We start from the raw sequence: 16,729 nt of genomic DNA, 5'->3' as shown, positions 1-16,729 counted from the left end.
CACCGTACCGGCGCTGGGGGATAACATCCACATTTCTGGCAACAATCAATCGCAACATCTCATCGCAACAAATAAGCGCCAGTCACCCGAGGGTGGCTGGCGCTGGTGATCATACCGTTATACGACAGTCATTTGACCGGCATAAAGCACGAAGTAGCGCAGCAGCAGGATCCCCACCAGGGTCAGGCTGCAGACCAGCACCAGATAGCCGTTTTTGGCCCGCAGCGGTGCGGGAGCCAGCAGGGCCAGCAACTGGGGCAGCAGCATGCCGATGCCCACCACCCCAAGCCAGAACACCTGAGCCCAGAAGCCGCTGCCGATGGCGGCCCACATGGCGGCCTCCTTCTGGCCACCACCGAAGTAGAGGCCGGTAAAGAAGCAGACCAGCAGCAACACCTCCACCGCCAGCACTGGCCGCTCGAAGCGGTGAACAAAGCTCACCCCCTGGCTGTGATGGTTCTCCTTGAACAGGGTGACCGCCAGCAAGATGGTGGAGGCGATGCCGGAGCTGACGCCGGAGATGAGGAACAGCACCGGCAGCACCGGGTTGTTCAAGAGCGGATAGGTCTTGAGCGCGGAGAGCAGAAAGCCGGTGTAGGCCCCCAACAGCACGGCAAGCAGCAACAAGAGCGGCGCCAGCAGCCGCTCGATGCGGGCAAGCCAAGCGATGAGATCATCCACAAAGGCGAACTTCTCTTGCAGCAGGTGACGGCGCAAGGTCTCGATCTCGGAGCGAAACACCACCGCCAGCCAGGCGAACAGCACCGCCATGTAGACCTGGAACAGCATGACCCCCATGGACATCACGGAGTCGAACTGATAGTGGAACATCAGCTTCCAGAAGGTCCAGGGGCGGGCCAGGTGGAAGATAAGGATCAGTAACCCCAGCACCACGCTCACCGGCGCCAGAATGGCGGTCGCCTTGATGATGCCGCTCTCGCTGCCGGCCCCCTTGCGGCGCAGCAGCACCGAGAGGGTGGTGGCCCCGGCGGAGATGCCGAGCAGAAAGAGATAGATGGCGATGGGCCAGTCCCACACCAGCGAGGAGAAGTGAAATGCGTCATGCAACATGATCCATTCCTCCTTCTGTTACTGCGGTAGATGGCGATCGGACAAATCCCCACACGAGGGAAGGGAAGTGAAATGCCTCTTGCATCGTCATGACTTTATCTCCCCTTTGGGCACGCGGTACATCTTGGGCGAGGTGCCGAGTGTCTGCTTGTAGCGATAGGTGGTCTCCTTCACCAGCCGTTTGGCGATAGGGCTGTCCGGGTCATCCAGATTGCCGAACACCAGCGCCTTGGTGGGACAGGATTCCACGCAGGCCGGCTCCTTGCCCGCCGCCAGGTTGGTCTTGCGGCAAAAGTCGCACTTGTCCGCCACCTTGGTCACAGGGTTGATAAAGCGCACCTGATAGGGGCAGGCGGCCAGACAGTACATGCAGCCAACGCAGAGATCCGGGTTGACGTCGACGATGCCATCCTCCTTGCGGATATGGGAGGCACCGGTCGGGCAGACGTGTACGCAGGGCGCGTTGTCGCAGTGCTGGCAGGACTTGCGAAAGAAGTGGTACTCGGCATCGGGGAAGGTGCCGATGGGGCCGGAGCGGATGATCTCGAGGCGCGAGACCCCCTCTGGCACCTGATTGACCTCCCGGCAGGCATCCATGCAGGCGGTACAGCCGATGCAGGCCGTCTCGTCGTGGATCATGCCGTAGCGGATCCCGTCGATGGTCTGACTGTGGGCGAGGGTGGTGGCAAGGGAGCGGGTGTTGGCACGAGCAGCCCCCGTCATCATGATGAGGGCCCCCGCGCTCATCCCCGCCATGAAGTGACGGCGAGAGCAGCTCATTGTGCCTCCTTGCCCGAGGTGGTGTTCGTCTTGGCCGCCTTGACGGCCTCATGCTGCTTGCTGTGGCAGTCGACGCAGAGCTTGATGCGGGACTTCTCCGGAATAGCCACCATGGGCTCCTTGGCCGGGTGCAGCTGGTGGCAGCTGGTGCAGGTGAGCTTGGTGGCGTGCACGTCGTGGGCCCAGAGCGCCTCGCGCAGCGGTTTGGGTTCGTGACAGCTCATACAGACCCCGTTCTGCTCGGCGATGGGGTAGCTCTCGGTACTCTGTTTGTCATTGAAGCTGTCGCTAAAGCGCATCACATCCTTGACCCCTTCCCTGTGTTTGGGGGAGGGCTGACCATGGCAGTTGGTGCAGGTGACCGGCGCCAGGTTGTTGGGGTTGGTCGCCTGGCCGTGCTTGCCGTGCATGCCGTATGCCTGCTCCTTGTGGCAGTCGGTACAGGCGGCATCGGGATTGCGCAAAAATTCCACCTCATGTGTGGCAGAGACAGGTGTGGCGGGGAGGGCCGCAGGCGCGCCGGCCGCATCGGCGGCCTGGCCCTGCAGGCTGGTCAGCAGCATGGCTGCCATCAGCATCAGTCGTAAGAAATCCATCGTTAAATCACCCATAGGAAGCCTCCATCCGGCTGCGGGCCCGACACTGCGGGCCCGCATGCCTCGTCATTGTGCGAGCCGTCCGGCCGCTTTGGCCTCGGCATCCCAGGCGGGGACTGTGGTCTTGAGGAACTGGGCCTTGTCGCTGTTCATCTGCTTCATGTCCATGCCAAGAGCGGCCTGGGCCTTCTCCTTGCTGGAGATGTCAGGAATGGCGATTTCGTGGCTGATCCCCTTGGCGGCCAGCAGACGTGCCAGCTTGGTGCGGGCATCGGCGGCCTTGTCCAGGGCGGTTCCCAGCATGCGCAGCGCCACTTCCGGGGCGTGCATCTGCACCCCGTGGGAGGCGATGGAGAAGTCCCAGCGCCATTGGGCGTGACGGATGTCCTGCAGGATGTCCTTCATCTCGGCCTCGGTGGCGCCGGCATCCCAGGCGGCCTTGGCTTCAAAGTGGGCGTGCACCAGCTGCTTCTCGACTTTGAGCTTGATCTCGGTGACGGCATCCTTGCGCTGCTTGACTACCCCTTGCAGCATCTCTTTGCTCTGGGTGTGGCAGTTGCGGCAGGTCTGGTCGAAGCGATCGAAGGGGTTGCCTACCTTGTGATCGGTGTAGACCTTGCCCTGTTCGTTCTGCACCTTGGGCATGTGGCAGTCGACGCAGGCGACGTTGTTCTGGCCGTGAATGCCGGCGCGCCAGGTCTCGTACTCGGGGTGCTGGGCTTTGAGCATGGGGGTCTTGGAGAGGGCATGGGTCCAGTCGGCAAAGCCTATTTCATCGTAATACTGCTCCATTTGCTCAACTGTGGTGCCCTTGTCCCAGGGAAATTTCACCGCCTTGGTCGGGCCGCTGAAGTAGTACTCCACGTGGCACTGGCCGCACACCTGGGACTGCTGATCGAAACGCCCCTGCTCCTTGAAGGGCTTGCCGATGGCGGTCATGGCCCGGTCGGCATAGGGACGGGAGAGGTGCAGGGCGGGTTTCCCCTCCTTGAACTCTTTCGAGGCGGTGTCGTGGCAGTCGGCGCAGCCGATGGTGTTGACGATCTCGGGGCCGCCTTTTGCCCACATCCCCTTGAAGTAACCATCCTCACCCTTCTCGTCGATGACGCGGGCCACGTCCGGGCCTTTGCAGCTCCAGCAGGCCATGGGCAGCGGACCGTCTTCGGCAGTTTTGGGGGCGCCGGTGCGTAGGGTTTCCCGCACGTCGGTCAGCGCATAGAAGTGGCCGCGCGGCTTGTTGTAATCCTTGGAGAAGGGGTAGCCGGCCCAGAGCACCACCATCTGCGGATCTTCCGCCAGGGCATCGGTGCGCTCCTTGCTCTCGCTGGTGCCTTTCCAGCTGGTGAACTGATCGGCGTGATCCTTGGCGAACAGCTCGCTGCGCGCCTCGATCTTGCCCTTGGGTTGTGCCTCGTCGGCCGCCTGTGCCCAGCCGCTGGTGCCAAGGCAGGTGGTAAGCAGCAGGGCGGCGAGGCCCAGCCTGGTCTGTCTGTTGTGTGAACTCACGATCATCACTCCCAAATCGATCTCATTGCCAAGCCTGACCGTTCCATCCTGGATGTGGGCATCAGCCCCCGCACTAGGCAGGAGCAGGCAGGCCGATTAATTGTTATTAGTGAATAAAACCCATGTATTTATGCGATTGCTCGAGCTGGATATTACCAAATGGGTAAAACGAATGATGATTTATCGGGAGCGGGATTGCGCTAGATCAATTGTCGGAGCAGGCAACAAGCGGAAATGAGATCCCGGTTAAATTATGAGGAAACTCAACTTATTGCATCATTGTTAATGCGGTGCACCACGTACCCTGGCGGCCATGGCCCGCCAGCCCGCGTCCCGCAAGGGAATGTGCGTCAAATGGCGCGAGCCGTATTTATTTAGGGGTAGAAAATTTATTTTGAATAGATATGCATTATTGAATTCAGGGAAGGGAGCCATGATGATCCCCTGATTTCCGGATTCAATCAGGGGGACTGCGGCGGCTGCGTCACCTTTTGCCATACTGGATCCGTCCGCGCAGGAAGGGATCCTGCCAGATCATCTTCATATGGAATCTTGTCTCGAAAGGGAAACGTTTTACGTGCAAAAAAGCGTATGGAATGGCTTGGATGGCACATTTTCTGTCGAAATTATGGGGGGATCCACCAGTGATATGTCGATAAAATGAGCGCTCACAAAATGACCCGACTTGGCACCGGGCCCGCTCAATATTTGCTGGAGGTTGTATGGCCGAGCTGCGTATCGAAAAACCCACCGTCATGACTCAACTGGAGGGAACCGTCTTCGTCATTCATGACGATGGCACCGTAGTGCGCGCCAGGGCCGGCGTCTTGTTGCAACCGGGCGACCGGATCCTGAGCGGCGAGGGGGGCGGCTACCAGCTGGCCGACACCGTCGAGCTCGCCCATCAGGAGGAGGCTGCGGTCGAGGTGGCGTCGTCCACCGCGCAGCCAGTCGAGCCGACAAGCGGTGGCGACAGCGAGCTGGCCGCCCTGCAGGCGGCGATCCGCGCAGGCACCGACCCCACCGCCCAGTTCGAGGCGAGCGCTGCCGGCAACCCGGCGGCAGGCGGCACGATTGGCGGCGTGGCCGGTTCCAGCTCGGGGGGCTTCGTGGTGGTCGATCGCACCAATGACGCCACCCTGGCCGAGGCCGGCTTCGATACGGATCACGCCGACATGCCCCGGGGTGATGAGCCGCTGCTGGAAGGGGAGCGGGATCTGTTTGCCGCCATCACCATCACCGAGCCGCAGACCAGCGACAACATCATCAACGCCGACGAGGCGACCGGCGTCATCATCCGCGGCACCGTGGAGGATGTGGAAGTCGGCCAGCCGGTCACCGTCACCCTGCTGGATCAGGATGGCAACCGGCTCACCGTCACTACTGTGGTGCTGCCCGGTCTGGTCTGGGAGGCCAGCTTTGGCGACCTCACCGGCAAGCTGGTGGACGGCCCTCTCATCATTCAGGCCGATACCCAGGATGCCGCCGGCAACCGGGCCAGCGATCTGGGCCAGACCCTGCTCGATACCATCACCACCATCACCCTCGATCTCGCCGATGAGAGCGACACCGGCGCCAGCCAGAGCGATGATCTGACCCGAGACAATACCCCGCTGCTGCAGGGCAAGGGGGAGCCCGGCGCCACCGTCACCCTGTCCCTTGCCGGCAAGCTGCTCGCCACTCTTACCGTCGATGGCAACGGCAACTGGCAATATCAGCTGCCCGATACGCTGGCAGACGGGGCGCATGATTTTCGGGTCGACTCGGTGGATATCGCCGGCAACCGGGCCAGCGACATCCTCACCATTGAGGTCGATACCCAGGCCGCCATCGACATCGATGATCTCGACGCGGCAGCTCTTTTTGGCAACGGCAATGCCACCTTGAGCGGCACCACCGCCAATGTGGAAGCGGGTCAGAGTGTCACCATCACCCTGGTTGACAGCAACGGGCAGGCGCTGCTCACAACCTCCGCACCGGTGGGGGCCGATGGCCGCTGGCAGGTATCAGGTCTTGATCTCTCTGGCATCACGCAATCTTTTGAGGTGCGCGCCAGCGTCACCGATCTGGCGGGCAACTCGGCCTTGGACGGGGCGCCGCTGATCGGCCAGAGCGAGACGCTCACGCTGTCCGAAGCCGGACTGGCCGATGGCCCGGTCACGGCGACCGGCAGCCTCAATACCGGTGCCGGCATCGATGGCAATCTGCAGGTCACCTTCGCCGCCGATCAGAGTGCATTGGCAGGGCTGGGGCTGGCCAGCCAGGGCGCGCCGCTTGGCTACTCCGTGAATGGCCAGACCCTGACCGCCACTGCCGGTGGGGCGACTGTCTTCACCCTGACCCTTGGCAATGACGGCAGCTATCGCATCGTCTGGAGTCAGAGCCTGGATCACGGCCAGGATAGACTGCGCCTGCCGTTCAACCTCGAATACAGCGACAGCGACGGTGATCTGGTGACAGCGCCGCTGGTGATCAATCTGCTGGACAGCAATCCACCGAGCTTCGAGATCCCGGCCATCACCCTCACCGAAGATAACGTTACCAACGGCGCCGCCGTGGTCGGGGAGAGCCGCTTCGTGGTTGGCCACACCGCCGATCCCCTGCTGGCCGACTCGCTGGTGTTCAGCAATCAGAGCGACACCCTGGCGACCCTCAATGGCTCGGGTCTGGCCAGCGATGGCCATCCGCTTGTCTTCGAATTTGCCGATGATCGCACCCTGCTGTGCTACTACCCGGGCAGCAATGGTCAGCGGGTTGAGGTGTTGCGCGCCCAGCTGCTGGCCGAACAGCAGGGCAGCGATGTGGGCGGCCGGGTGGTAGTCACCCTCACCGGCCCGCTCGATCATCAGAGCAGCGACCGCCTCTCGCTGGGGTTGCAGGTGAGCGCCAACGAGATTGATGGCGACGCCACCAGCGCCAACCTGACTCTGACCATCGACGACGGCAGTGATCCTTCGCTCGGTCTGGACAAGGGGGTCTCGCTGCAAGAGGGGGACAACCAGAGCATCGATGGTCAGCTGCCGGTCACGGTAGGCAGCGATCGACTGGTCTCTCTCACCTTTGAGGCAAGCCAGCCGGCGCTTGCAGGGCTCACCAGCGGCGGCAAGCCGACCAGCTATCAGGTGAACGGCAATCTCCTCACCCTGCTGGACGCAGAGGGCAAGGGCATCTTGACCGTCACCCTGGATCTCGATGGCAAGTACCATCTTGAGCTCAACGGCGTGCTGGATCAGCCGGTGGCCACCGACAGCATCAAGCTGGGCCTGCAGGTGGTGGGCCGCGATTTTGACGGGGACCAGAGCAACCTCGGCATCCTCAACATCACCATCATCGACGGCGTCTTGCCGCAAGTTGACCCTGTTTCCCTGACCCTCACCGAAGACAGCGACTGGCAGCTGGGCCAGACCCTTGGCGGCGAGCTTGCCATCACCGCGGGCAGCGACCCGCTGGTGAGCATCGCGTTTGATGCCAGCCAGCCGGGCCTGCAGGGGCTCAGCTCGGGCCAGCAGAGCGTGACGGTCACGGTGGCCGATCACCTCATCGAGGGGCGTACCCCCGATGGCCAGCTGGTCTTTACCCTGACTCTGGGGAGTGACGGCAAATATGGCTTTACTCTGCATCAGCCGCTAGATCAGGGCAGTGCGGATGCGCTGCTGACGGCGGGGCTGACCCTGACCGACAGCGATGGCGACAAGGTCTCTTCCACTATTACCGTGGCGGTAGGTGATGGCGCCAACCCGACCATCTCCGCCGTCACCGGCACCGCCATCACTGAGATGGCGCAAGGGGAGGCGGCCGCGGTCAGCACCATGAGCTTCGTGGTGACCCACGGCAGCGATGCTCTCGACCCTGCCTCCCTCGGTTTTGACATCGCCACCATCCAGAGCACCCTGACCGGACTCACCAGTCACGGCAGCCTGATCAGCTTCTCCCTCGATGCCAACGGCCAGCTGGTCGGCACCACGGCGGATGGCCGCGAGATCCTGCACGCCGAGCTGAGCCTGATCGAGCAAAGCGGCAACTGGAGCGTGAGCGCCAGGGTGACCCTGACGGGCGAGCTGGATCATCAAGGGATCGAATCCCTCAACCTGCCGCTGGCGGTCACTCTGGCCGACATGGATGGCGATCGCATCGGTACCACGCTGCCGCTCACCATCGCGGATGGCAAGGCGCCGAGCTTTATCCCGGGCACTGGCGTGACCCTGGATGAAGGGGGGCTCACCGGCAACAACAGTCTGAGTCAAACCGGTCACTTTGACGTGCAAGCCGGGTCGGATCGGGTCGTCGAGGTGGCCTTTGCGGATGCTAACGAACAACCTGCGCTGACCGCATTGGGTAAACCCGTGCGATACGAGCTGGTTGATGGCAACAGCGCCATTCCCGGCAGCCAGCTGCTCAAGGGCTTTGTGTTGGTCGATGGCCAACGGGTCGAGGTGTTTGAGGTACGACTGGTCGGCACGCTGGATCAGGCGGGCGAGAACGGTTTTGACTATCAGGTGACCCTCTATCAGGGGCTCCATCAGGGCGCCAACGCCGTGACCGAGTTGCCCATCAAGGTGATCGTCAACGACTACGACAAGGCGGGCGGTAACAACGACAGCACCAGCGGCACCCTCGCTATCCAGATTGGTGAAGGAGAGAAACCGACGCTGACGCTGACCGGCGTGACCCTCGGCGAAGGGCGCTTTGATGGGGCCGCCAACAACCAGACTGCGGATGACCAGCACGCTACCGGCACGATCACCATCACCGCCGATTCCGACCCCGTGGTCGATGTGCGTCTGGCCTTTGCGGGTCAGGTGGTGGACGCCAACGGCAACCCCATCACCCACAATGGCGAGGCCTTGACCTGGCAGGCGGTGGGCAGCGATGGCCACAGCTTCCAGGCGGTCACGGCCGGCGGCCTGGTGGTGATGACGGTGACTCTGGGGCAGATGCCGGCGACCATAAGCGCTCATACCAGCGCGACCATCGATTACCAGGTGACGGTGCATACCAACCTGGATCACGGCGCCGATGACCAGCTTGAGCTGACACTGCCGGTGCAGGTGACCGACAGCGATGGCAGCCAGAGCCAGGGCGCCACCACCATCAGGGTGGCGGATGGTGTGGATCCCGTCATCTCTGCCATCGACGCGGTTGCGGTGAAGGAGTCTGCCCTCGATGGCGTTGCCGGCCAGCATCCGGGCACCATGCCCTCCGATCGGGGTGAAACCGCCAGCGGCAAGGTGACCATCAGCGCCGGTTCGGATCGGGTTGCCTCCCTTGAGCTCGACGTGGCCGCCTTCAATCAGGCCAACCAGCTGACCTCCAACGGTCAGGTGGTGACGCTGGCCGCCCACAGCCCGAACTGGTACCTGGCCACTGCAGAGGGTGGCAAGGCGGTTTTCTGGATCCACCTCGATGTCAGTGGCAGCTACAGCGTCTATCTGGTGGGGCAGCTCGATCACGGCGTGCAGGGTAAAGATGATCTTGCCATCGAGGTGCCGCTCTTTGTCACCGATCACGATGGCGATCGCAGCCCCAATGTCAGCGTGACCGTGACGGTGCAGGATGACATGCCCATTGGCACCGTGCTGGCGCATACCCTGAATGAGGGGAGCGCCACCGTCAGCGGCGATCTGCTGCCAGCCGTCAACGAAGGGGCTGATGGCGCCCGGGTCGAGTCGATCACCATCAATGGCCAGATCCATGCCGTCAATGGCTCCCTCACCCAGGACGTGATGAGCCCGGATGGCAAGCAGGTGATGGGCTCTCTCACTATCTTGGCCGATGGCAGCTACCGTTTCACGCCGGCACCCGGCTTTGATCACGACAATGCCGAGCTGAGTCAGATCATCACCGCCCATCTGGTGGATGGCGACGGTGATCGGGCCGACAGCACCCTGACCCTTCATCTGCGGGACGAGCCGGTGAGCTTCACCGTCACTGCGGCTACCGGCAACGAAGATCAGGGGGCGCAGGATCCGGCCGCCGGCATCCCCATCAACATGCAGCTCGATATCGGCGATTTCGACCGGGGCGAGCATGTGGAGCAGCTCCTTGTTCAGGCACCGGCCAATGCCCATGGCACCTTCTATTACAACGGGGTTGCCCTTGCCACCACCGCGGATGGCAACTGGTTTATCGTCCCGCCAGCGGCCATGGTCACCAGCGATAACGTGCACTACAGCGCCCAGGGGGTGACCTTTGTGCCGGATGCCAACTGGTCTATCTGGAGCAACCAGGGCCAGCCGCTGCACTTCCAGGTGCAGTTGCAGGTGGGGGTGACCGAGGGGGATGCCCCGGCGGCGGTCACCGGCGATCTGGCCATCACGGTACGCGGCGTGGCCGACAAGCCGGTGTGGGATGGCGGTCACACCAGCCCGCACTACGACACCAGCGAGGACAGCAGCGGCATCAAGCTCAATGTGAAAGCGGGCCTCACCGATACGGATGGCTCCGAGACCCTGAGCTACCAGATCAAGTGGGAGGCGGGCAAGGGCACGCTGATGCTCAACGGGGCTGAGATCAAGCCAAACGCCAGCGGGCTCTACAGCGTCTCGGCCGCCAACATCAACAAGGTGACCGTGGTTCCGGCCAAGGATTTCAGCGGCGACATCAAGCTGTCGGTGACCCCGATCAGCACGGAGAAGACCCCGGTAGCACCGGGGCAGGGAACGGCGCAGGGAGAGAAGATTGAGCTGGTGATCAACGTCAATCCGCAGGCGGATGACGCCAAACTCACCGTGCGCGACATTCAGGGCAAAGAGGACACCCTGCTGGATCTGGGCAGCAAGATTGGCCTGGCTCACCTGGGTGACACCACCGATGGCTCCGAGCAGCGCTTTGTGCGCATCAGCGGCCTGCCCGCCGGGGCAACGCTGCTGTTGAGCGGCGTTGCGGTCAGCCAGCATGCTGCCGGCTATTACGAGGTGCCCTTTGAGCGCATCAACGAACTCAAGTTGCTGCCGCCGAAAAACAGCAACGTCGATTTCGATCTGACCATCAAGGGGGTGGTCAAGGACAGCGCCACCCTGACCGATGCCAATGGTCAGACCCACATCGTGGTGAACGAGAAGGAGACCGGCTCCCAGACCCTGCATGTGGATCTGGTGGGGGTGGTGGACGAGCCCCACTTCGACCTCAATACCTCCGGCTGGACCGCCGATGGCAATGGCTACACCACCACGGTTCAGGAGGATGGCCGGGCCCCGCTGGACTTCAAGCTGACCTCTGGGGAGTGGACCGACACCCCGCTGGATCATTCGGAAACCTTGAACCTGGTGCTGGAAGGGTTGCCGGAAGGGGCCCAGGTATTTGATGCCAGCGGCAAGGCGTTGACCCTCACGTTTGCCGGGCTCGACGGCAAGGGCAGCCCCCTCTATCAGGTGGACGTGTCCAGCCTTGGCAACCTGCAGATCCAGCCGCCGGCCAACAGCACCGCCGATATTCACCTCATCGGCCACGTGGTGGTGACCGAAAACGACGGCGACAGCAAGCGCTTCGATGTGCCGCTCACCATCAAGGTGGAGCCGGCCATCGATGCCACCGACTACGCCAAGACCAGCCAGGGTCTGGAAGATACGTTTACCGTGCTGGACTGGCAGCCGACCCTCACCGATGGCGCCGAAAAGGTCACGGCGCTGAGTCTCTCCGGGGTGGAAGATGGCTACCAGATCTGGCTGCGTGCCGGCGGCGTGGAGAGCCAGCTGACCGTGGTGGATGGCAAGCTCACCCTGACCGCCGCCCAGCTCGACAGCCTGCTCAACGGGGGGCAATTGCTGGTGAAGGCGCCGGAGGACAGCGATCGGGATACCACTCTCCAGAGCCACGTCACCGTGACCCAGCATGATGTGGATTCGGGGGCGGTGGCCGAGAAGGTGATCGACGGCAACCTGCACGTCGATATCCAGGCGGTGGTGGAGCCCGATGGCGTGTTGACCCAGACCGGCGGCGCACTCGTGGGGCAGGGGGGCGCCGATATCGATCTGGCAGGGCGTTTCCTCTTTACCGATCTCGACCCCTCCAGCGTGGAGGAGATCGACTATCTGGTGATCAACCTGCCGGTGTTGAACGGCGGCGCAGGGGATCAGTTCGTGGTGATCGGCGGCATCAACAACGGTGATGGCAGCTGGATCGTACCGGCCGGCAATCTCGGCAGCTTCCAGCTGCATGCGCCGGACGGGTTTGTCGGCAAGGTTCAACCGATCCGCATCGATGCCATGGTGATCGACCGGGGCGACGATGGCGATGCCAGTGCCCATGTCAAGGTGAGCCTCACCACGGAGGCGACCTTCGAGGCGACGCCGACGACCAACAAGGAGCCGGCGGCGACCGTCGATATCGACGACCACGCCGTGCTGGTGGGCAAGGAGGATATCCGGGTCGATTTCGGCGCCCAGCTCAAGGAGGTGATCCATATCGGCGCCGCCGATCAGGCCAGCGACGAGGTGACCATAGTCCTCAAGGGGCTGCCGGCGGGGGTGACCATCAGCGGGGCCGAGTACAACATCTCGACCGGTGAGTACGTCATCAAGGTGCCGCCGTCACTGGCGGGCCTCGAAGGGCTGACCCTCGGCTTGCCGCAGGACTTTGCCGGCTCGCTCAATATCGAGGTGAAGGTGGTCAACACGGATACCGCCAGTGGCGATATCAAGGTCGACAGCAGCACGGTACGGGTCGATGTGGCCCCCGTGGTCGATGTGAATGGTGGCGCTGACGGCCACCCGGAGCTGACGCTGACCGTGCAGGACACCAACCATGACAGGCAGCCGGACAATCTGGAAGACAGCGAGATCCACCTCGATCTCTCGGTGAAACTGGCCGACATCAGCCCCTCCATCGCGGGCGGCGGCCTCGAAACCGTGGAGCGGGTCACCATCACGGTGGATGCAAAATATGGCTATTTCCTTGATGACAGCGGCCAGCCGGTCAATACCCTGATCGTGAACGACATGGCGGCGCTCAAAGATCTGGTGTTTGTGCCCAAGGAGCACTTCAGCGGTCAGGTGCCGCTCGACATCCAGGTCGATATCCTCGATACCGCGCTGGTCGGTGGCCAGCTGGTGACCGACAGCGGCAGCTGGAGCGGGCAGGTCGGCTTTGAGGTGAGACCGGTCAACGACCCGGCTGTGCTCACGCTGCACGACGTGGCGGGCGACGAGGATGGCGCCATCAGCCTGGCTGGCTTTGGTGCCGCCCTCATCGACAACGATGGCTCCGAGCAGATAGTGGCGCTGCAGATCAAGGGGGTACCGGATGGTTTCACTCTTTCGGCTCCGGCGGTCAACAATGGCGGCGGTGTCTGGCAGGTTCCCGTGGGCACCGATTTTGCCAAGCTGACCCTGATCCCGCCGGCCGATTTCAGCGGCAGCGTGGATCTGTCACTCAGCGCCTTTACCCTCGATAAGGGACTCACCATTCCCCTTGAAACCAGCGGCAGCTTCACCGTGACCGTCAATCCGGTGGGGGATGCGCTCATCAGCGATCTGCTGCCCACCGCCAGCGGGGTGGAGGGGGACAGGATCCTGCTCAATCTGGGGCTGGAGACCCGCGATACCCAGGCCACCGGCGGGAGCGCGAGCAACGTGCATGAAAATGGCGCCGAGCAGGTGCGGGTGACCCTCCGCAACGTGCCGGAAGGGGCCTCCATCGCCCTGCCTGACGGGGTAGCCGGTGAGGCCATCAGACTGCCGAACGGCGACTGGCAGGTGACCACGGTGGGTGGCAACCTGGCAAATCTGGTGCTGGTGACCAACGACGTCAATGGCACCCTCACACTCGAGGTGATCGCCCAGAGCCTGGACAACGGCGCGCTGGGGCCCGAGGTGAAGGGCAACATCGATGTCACCATAGCGGCGGTCAACGACGCGCCCGAGAATATTCTGCCCACGGTGCCGCTGGTGGCCGAAGAGGATGTGCCTTATCGCATTGATGGCCTGCAGGTCAAGGATGTGGATGCGGGCAACAGCACCATAGAGGTGCGTCTCTCGGTTGGCCACGGCACCCTCACTCTGGCGGATGGCAGCGGGGTAAGCCTGACCGGCAACGGTACGGGCTCGCTGGTGCTGAGCGGCTCGCTCGATGCCATCAATGCATTGCTGGCGGGCGGCGTGACCTATCTGGGTGAGCAGGACTTCAACGGCCAGGATCAGCTCACCATGGTGACCAATGATCGCGGCAACACCGGCAGCGGCGGCCCCTTGAGCGACACCGACGTGGTGCCCATCGAGGTGCTGCCGGTCAACGATGCGCCGGTCAATCAGCTGCCCGGCAGCATGACGGTGAAAGAGGATGGCTCTCTGTCGCTATCCGTCATCAGCGTGAAGGATGTGGATGCCGGCAGTGCGCCCATGGCCATGGTGCTGCGGGTCGAGCACGGGGTGCTGACCCTGCTGGGGGCGGCGGGCGCGGTCTCGGTACAGGGAGCGGGCAGCAACGAGATGACCCTGGTGGGATCGCTGGCCGATCTCAACCAGCTGCTGGCCGGCAACCTGCACTATGAACCGGCCAGGGATTTCTGGGGCGAGGACAACCTCACCATCACCACCTCGGATCAGGGCAACAGCGGTGCAGGCGGGCCCTTGAGCGACACCGACCAGGTGACCATCACGGTGACGGCCGAACCGGATCTGCCGAGCCTGACGGTGGGGATGCACGAGATCCATGCCCTGCAGGGCACCATGGTGCCCCTCAATCTGACCGCCAGCGTGGTGAACCCGGCACCGGGCGAGCTGTCGTTGCGCATCAGCGGCCTGGCGGGGGCCCAGGTGCTGGATGAGCAGGGGCTGCCGGTCGGCCATGCCGACGGCAACGGTGACTGGCTCATTCCGGGTGGCCACTCGCTGCCGCTCTACCTGGACGGTCTGACGGCGGGAGACCATGTGCTGGGGCTGAGCGCGGAGTCGAGTACAGGGGGGGCCACCATCAGCTCCCCCCTCGATACCGTGACCATCCATACCCAGGCCGGTCATACGCTGCTGGGTTCGGATCAGGGAGATTGGTTGTTTGGCAGCGCGGGGGATGATCGTCTGCTGGGTGGCAAGGGTGACGACATCCTCACCGGCGGCGCCGGCAGCGATCTCTTCGTCTGGCAGCAGGGGGATGCGGGGAGCGCGGGCCAGCCCGCCATCGACACCATCACCGACTTCCATCCGGAAGAGGGGGATAGGATCGATCTGGCGGACCTGCTCAAGGGGGTGACCGACAGCAGCGTGGACGGCCTGCTGGGCCACCTGCAGGCGTCGGTGACCAGCGTGAGCAACGGCCTGAGCGACGTGAGCCTCTCGGTGTCGCCGGCAGGGGATGGCCAGGTGACCCAGCAGATCACCCTGAAAGGGGTGGACTTGAGCAGTTGGCAGCTTGGCAGTACCTCGTCCCACGACATCCTGCAGAGCATGCTGGATCAGCACAGCCTGATCATCCAGCACCCCTGATGGGGCGGATGTGAATAAAAAGAGCCGGCAATTGCCGGCTCTTTTTCTATCTGGTGCTTGCTTATCGGCCCCTTTGCCAGGGCGATCTGGCCCGGCATTGCAAGGGGATCAGGCCAGGGCCCGGGCCAGCAGGTGGATGGGGTGTTCACAAGGGAACGGCGTGCTCATCTCGATCTGCCATTTGCAGGTTTCGCAGTCGGTGATGACCAGATCGGGCTTGAGCCGGTTTATCTGATCAAACAGCCCTTCGCCGATGGCCTGACTGGTCTGGTAGTTCTCCGACTTGAAGCCGTAGGTGCCGGCGATGCCGCAGCACTGGGAGTCCAGCACCGTCACCTTGACCCCTGGGATGGCGCGCAGCAGCTCGAGGGTATAGATGACGCCCCCCATCTTCTCCATGTGGCAGGGGGTGTGGTAGGCGATGTGCAGATTGAGCGGCTTCATCGCCGGCTTGTTGCCCTTGTAGAACTCGTTCCACAGGAAGCGGGTCACCAGCGAGATGCGATCGCGCACCTTGTGGTTGTCCTGCTCCAGCAGGTGGGGATATTCGTCGCGCAGGGTGAAGCCGCAGGTGGAGGAGGTGGCCAGCAGTGGCATCTCGTTGCCGAGCAGGGTGTTCTCCAACTGCTTGATGTTGAAGGCCGCCTGCTGCTTGGCCTTGTCCATGAAGCCGTTGGCAATCAGCGGCACGCCGCAGCACTTCTCCCGCTCCAGCAGCTGGACGCCGATGTTCATGGCGTTGAGCACCTGCACCAGCTCCTTGCCGAGCTGCGGGTGGTTGTAGTTGACGTAGCAGCCGTGGAAGTAGGCGATCTGGCGCTCGAAGCGGGCCTGACTCGCTTTCTGCTTCTTGTACCAGCCGCGGAAGGTGCCCTGGGAGTATTTGGGCAGGTCGCGGTGGGAGGAGACCCCCAGCGCCTTGTCCAGCACCAGCTTCATCGGCTTGAGGCCGGTGGTGAAGTTGACCACCGGAGCCATCAGGGTGGACATGCTGCCCATCAGATCGGTGTGGGAGAGCACGAACTCGCGGATCCCCGGCTTGAAGCCGCTGTACTGGTGCTTGGCCTTGGCGATGATGTCGCCGATGCGCACCCCGCTCGGGCAGGCCACTTCGCAGCGCTTGCAGTTGGTGCAGTACTTGAGGGCGCTGTCAAAGAGCTCCGGGCTCTTGATGCGCAGCCGCTCGCCATCCGGGCCCGCCTGCTTGGGGCCAGGGTAGGCCGGGTTGGCCTTGGCCACCGGGCAGTAGGCGGTACAGACGGTGCATTTGATGCACTGATCGAAGGTTTGGTTGGCATGATCCAGTAGCATGTCAGTTCTCCTCCCGTTGGGTGTGAAGGCACGGGATATGGGACAAAA

Annotated in this window: 7 protein-coding genes; 1 reads left to right on the top strand and 6 read right to left on the bottom strand. The window is 63.0% G+C overall.

The window, feature by feature from the left end; translation table 11 throughout:
- Positions 1 to 117 precede the first annotated feature (117 nt).
- The 5 genes from nrfD to PG900_RS04010 all read right to left on the bottom strand — a co-directional run bounded on the left by nrfD (position 118) and on the right by PG900_RS04010 (position 4,451).
- Positions 118 to 1,071: a cytochrome c nitrite reductase subunit NrfD gene (gene nrfD / locus PG900_RS04030; protein WP_017409582.1), complete on the bottom strand. Its 954-nt coding sequence runs from the start codon at positions 1,069 to 1,071 to the stop codon at positions 118 to 120.
- A gap of 87 nt (positions 1,072 to 1,158) precedes the next feature.
- Positions 1,159 to 1,851, bottom strand: a complete 693-nt coding sequence (nrfC, locus tag PG900_RS04025; protein ID WP_270830964.1) for a cytochrome c nitrite reductase Fe-S protein — start codon at positions 1,849 to 1,851, stop codon at positions 1,159 to 1,161.
- Positions 1,848 to 2,462 carry a cytochrome c nitrite reductase pentaheme subunit gene (nrfB, locus tag PG900_RS04020; protein ID WP_270830963.1) on the bottom strand — a complete coding sequence of 205 codons (615 nt, stop codon included), beginning with the start codon at positions 2,460 to 2,462 and terminating at the stop codon, positions 1,848 to 1,850. The genes nrfC and nrfB overlap by 4 nt, the downstream gene beginning before the upstream one ends.
- Positions 2,463 to 2,513: 51 nt before the next feature.
- A complete protein-coding gene (gene nrfA / locus PG900_RS04015; protein ID WP_049048700.1) occupies positions 2,514 to 3,959 on the bottom strand; it encodes an ammonia-forming nitrite reductase cytochrome c552 subunit in 1,446 nt (481 codons plus the stop codon).
- Between the two features lie 276 nt (positions 3,960 to 4,235).
- Positions 4,236 to 4,451, bottom strand: a complete 216-nt coding sequence (locus tag PG900_RS04010; protein WP_270830962.1) for a hypothetical protein — start codon at positions 4,449 to 4,451, stop codon at positions 4,236 to 4,238.
- A 224-nt stretch (positions 4,452 to 4,675) separates the two neighbouring features.
- On the opposite strand from PG900_RS04010, the gene PG900_RS04005 reads away from it, so the two are divergent.
- Entirely contained in the window at positions 4,676 to 15,370 is a 10,695-nt protein-coding gene (locus tag PG900_RS04005) for a retention module-containing protein (protein ID WP_270830961.1), read from the top strand.
- A gap of 108 nt (positions 15,371 to 15,478) precedes the next feature.
- On the opposite strand, the gene glpC is transcribed toward PG900_RS04005, so the two are convergent.
- Positions 15,479 to 16,681, bottom strand: coding sequence for an anaerobic glycerol-3-phosphate dehydrogenase subunit GlpC (glpC, locus tag PG900_RS04000; RefSeq protein WP_011706293.1), 1,203 nt, complete (start codon positions 16,679 to 16,681; stop codon positions 15,479 to 15,481).
- Positions 16,682 to 16,729: the final 48 nt, after the last annotated feature.

The sequence above is a fragment of the Aeromonas sp. QDB03 genome, from assembly GCF_027707985.1.
Classification (GTDB): domain Bacteria; phylum Pseudomonadota; class Gammaproteobacteria; order Enterobacterales; family Aeromonadaceae; genus Aeromonas; species Aeromonas hydrophila.
This window is presented reverse-complemented; position numbering and strand designations above follow the sequence as displayed.

Excerpts from the sequence above, each read along its gene's own strand:
- nrfB (WP_270830963.1), bottom strand. The coding sequence starts at position 2,462 with ATGGGTGATTTAACGATGGATTTCTTACGACTGATGCTGATGGCAGCC.
- PG900_RS04010 (WP_270830962.1), bottom strand. The coding sequence starts at position 4,451 with ATGGCAAAAGGTGACGCAGCCGCCGCAGTCCCCCTGATTGAATCCGGA.
- glpC (WP_011706293.1), bottom strand. The coding sequence starts at position 16,681 with ATGCTACTGGATCATGCCAACCAAACCTTCGATCAGTGCATCAAATGC.
- PG900_RS04005 (WP_270830961.1), top strand. The coding sequence starts at position 4,676 with ATGGCCGAGCTGCGTATCGAAAAACCCACCGTCATGACTCAACTGGAG.
- nrfA (WP_049048700.1), bottom strand. The coding sequence starts at position 3,959 with ATGATCGTGAGTTCACACAACAGACAGACCAGGCTGGGCCTCGCCGCC.
- nrfD (WP_017409582.1), bottom strand. The coding sequence starts at position 1,071 with ATGTTGCATGACGCATTTCACTTCTCCTCGCTGGTGTGGGACTGGCCC.
- nrfC (WP_270830964.1), bottom strand. The coding sequence starts at position 1,851 with ATGAGCTGCTCTCGCCGTCACTTCATGGCGGGGATGAGCGCGGGGGCC.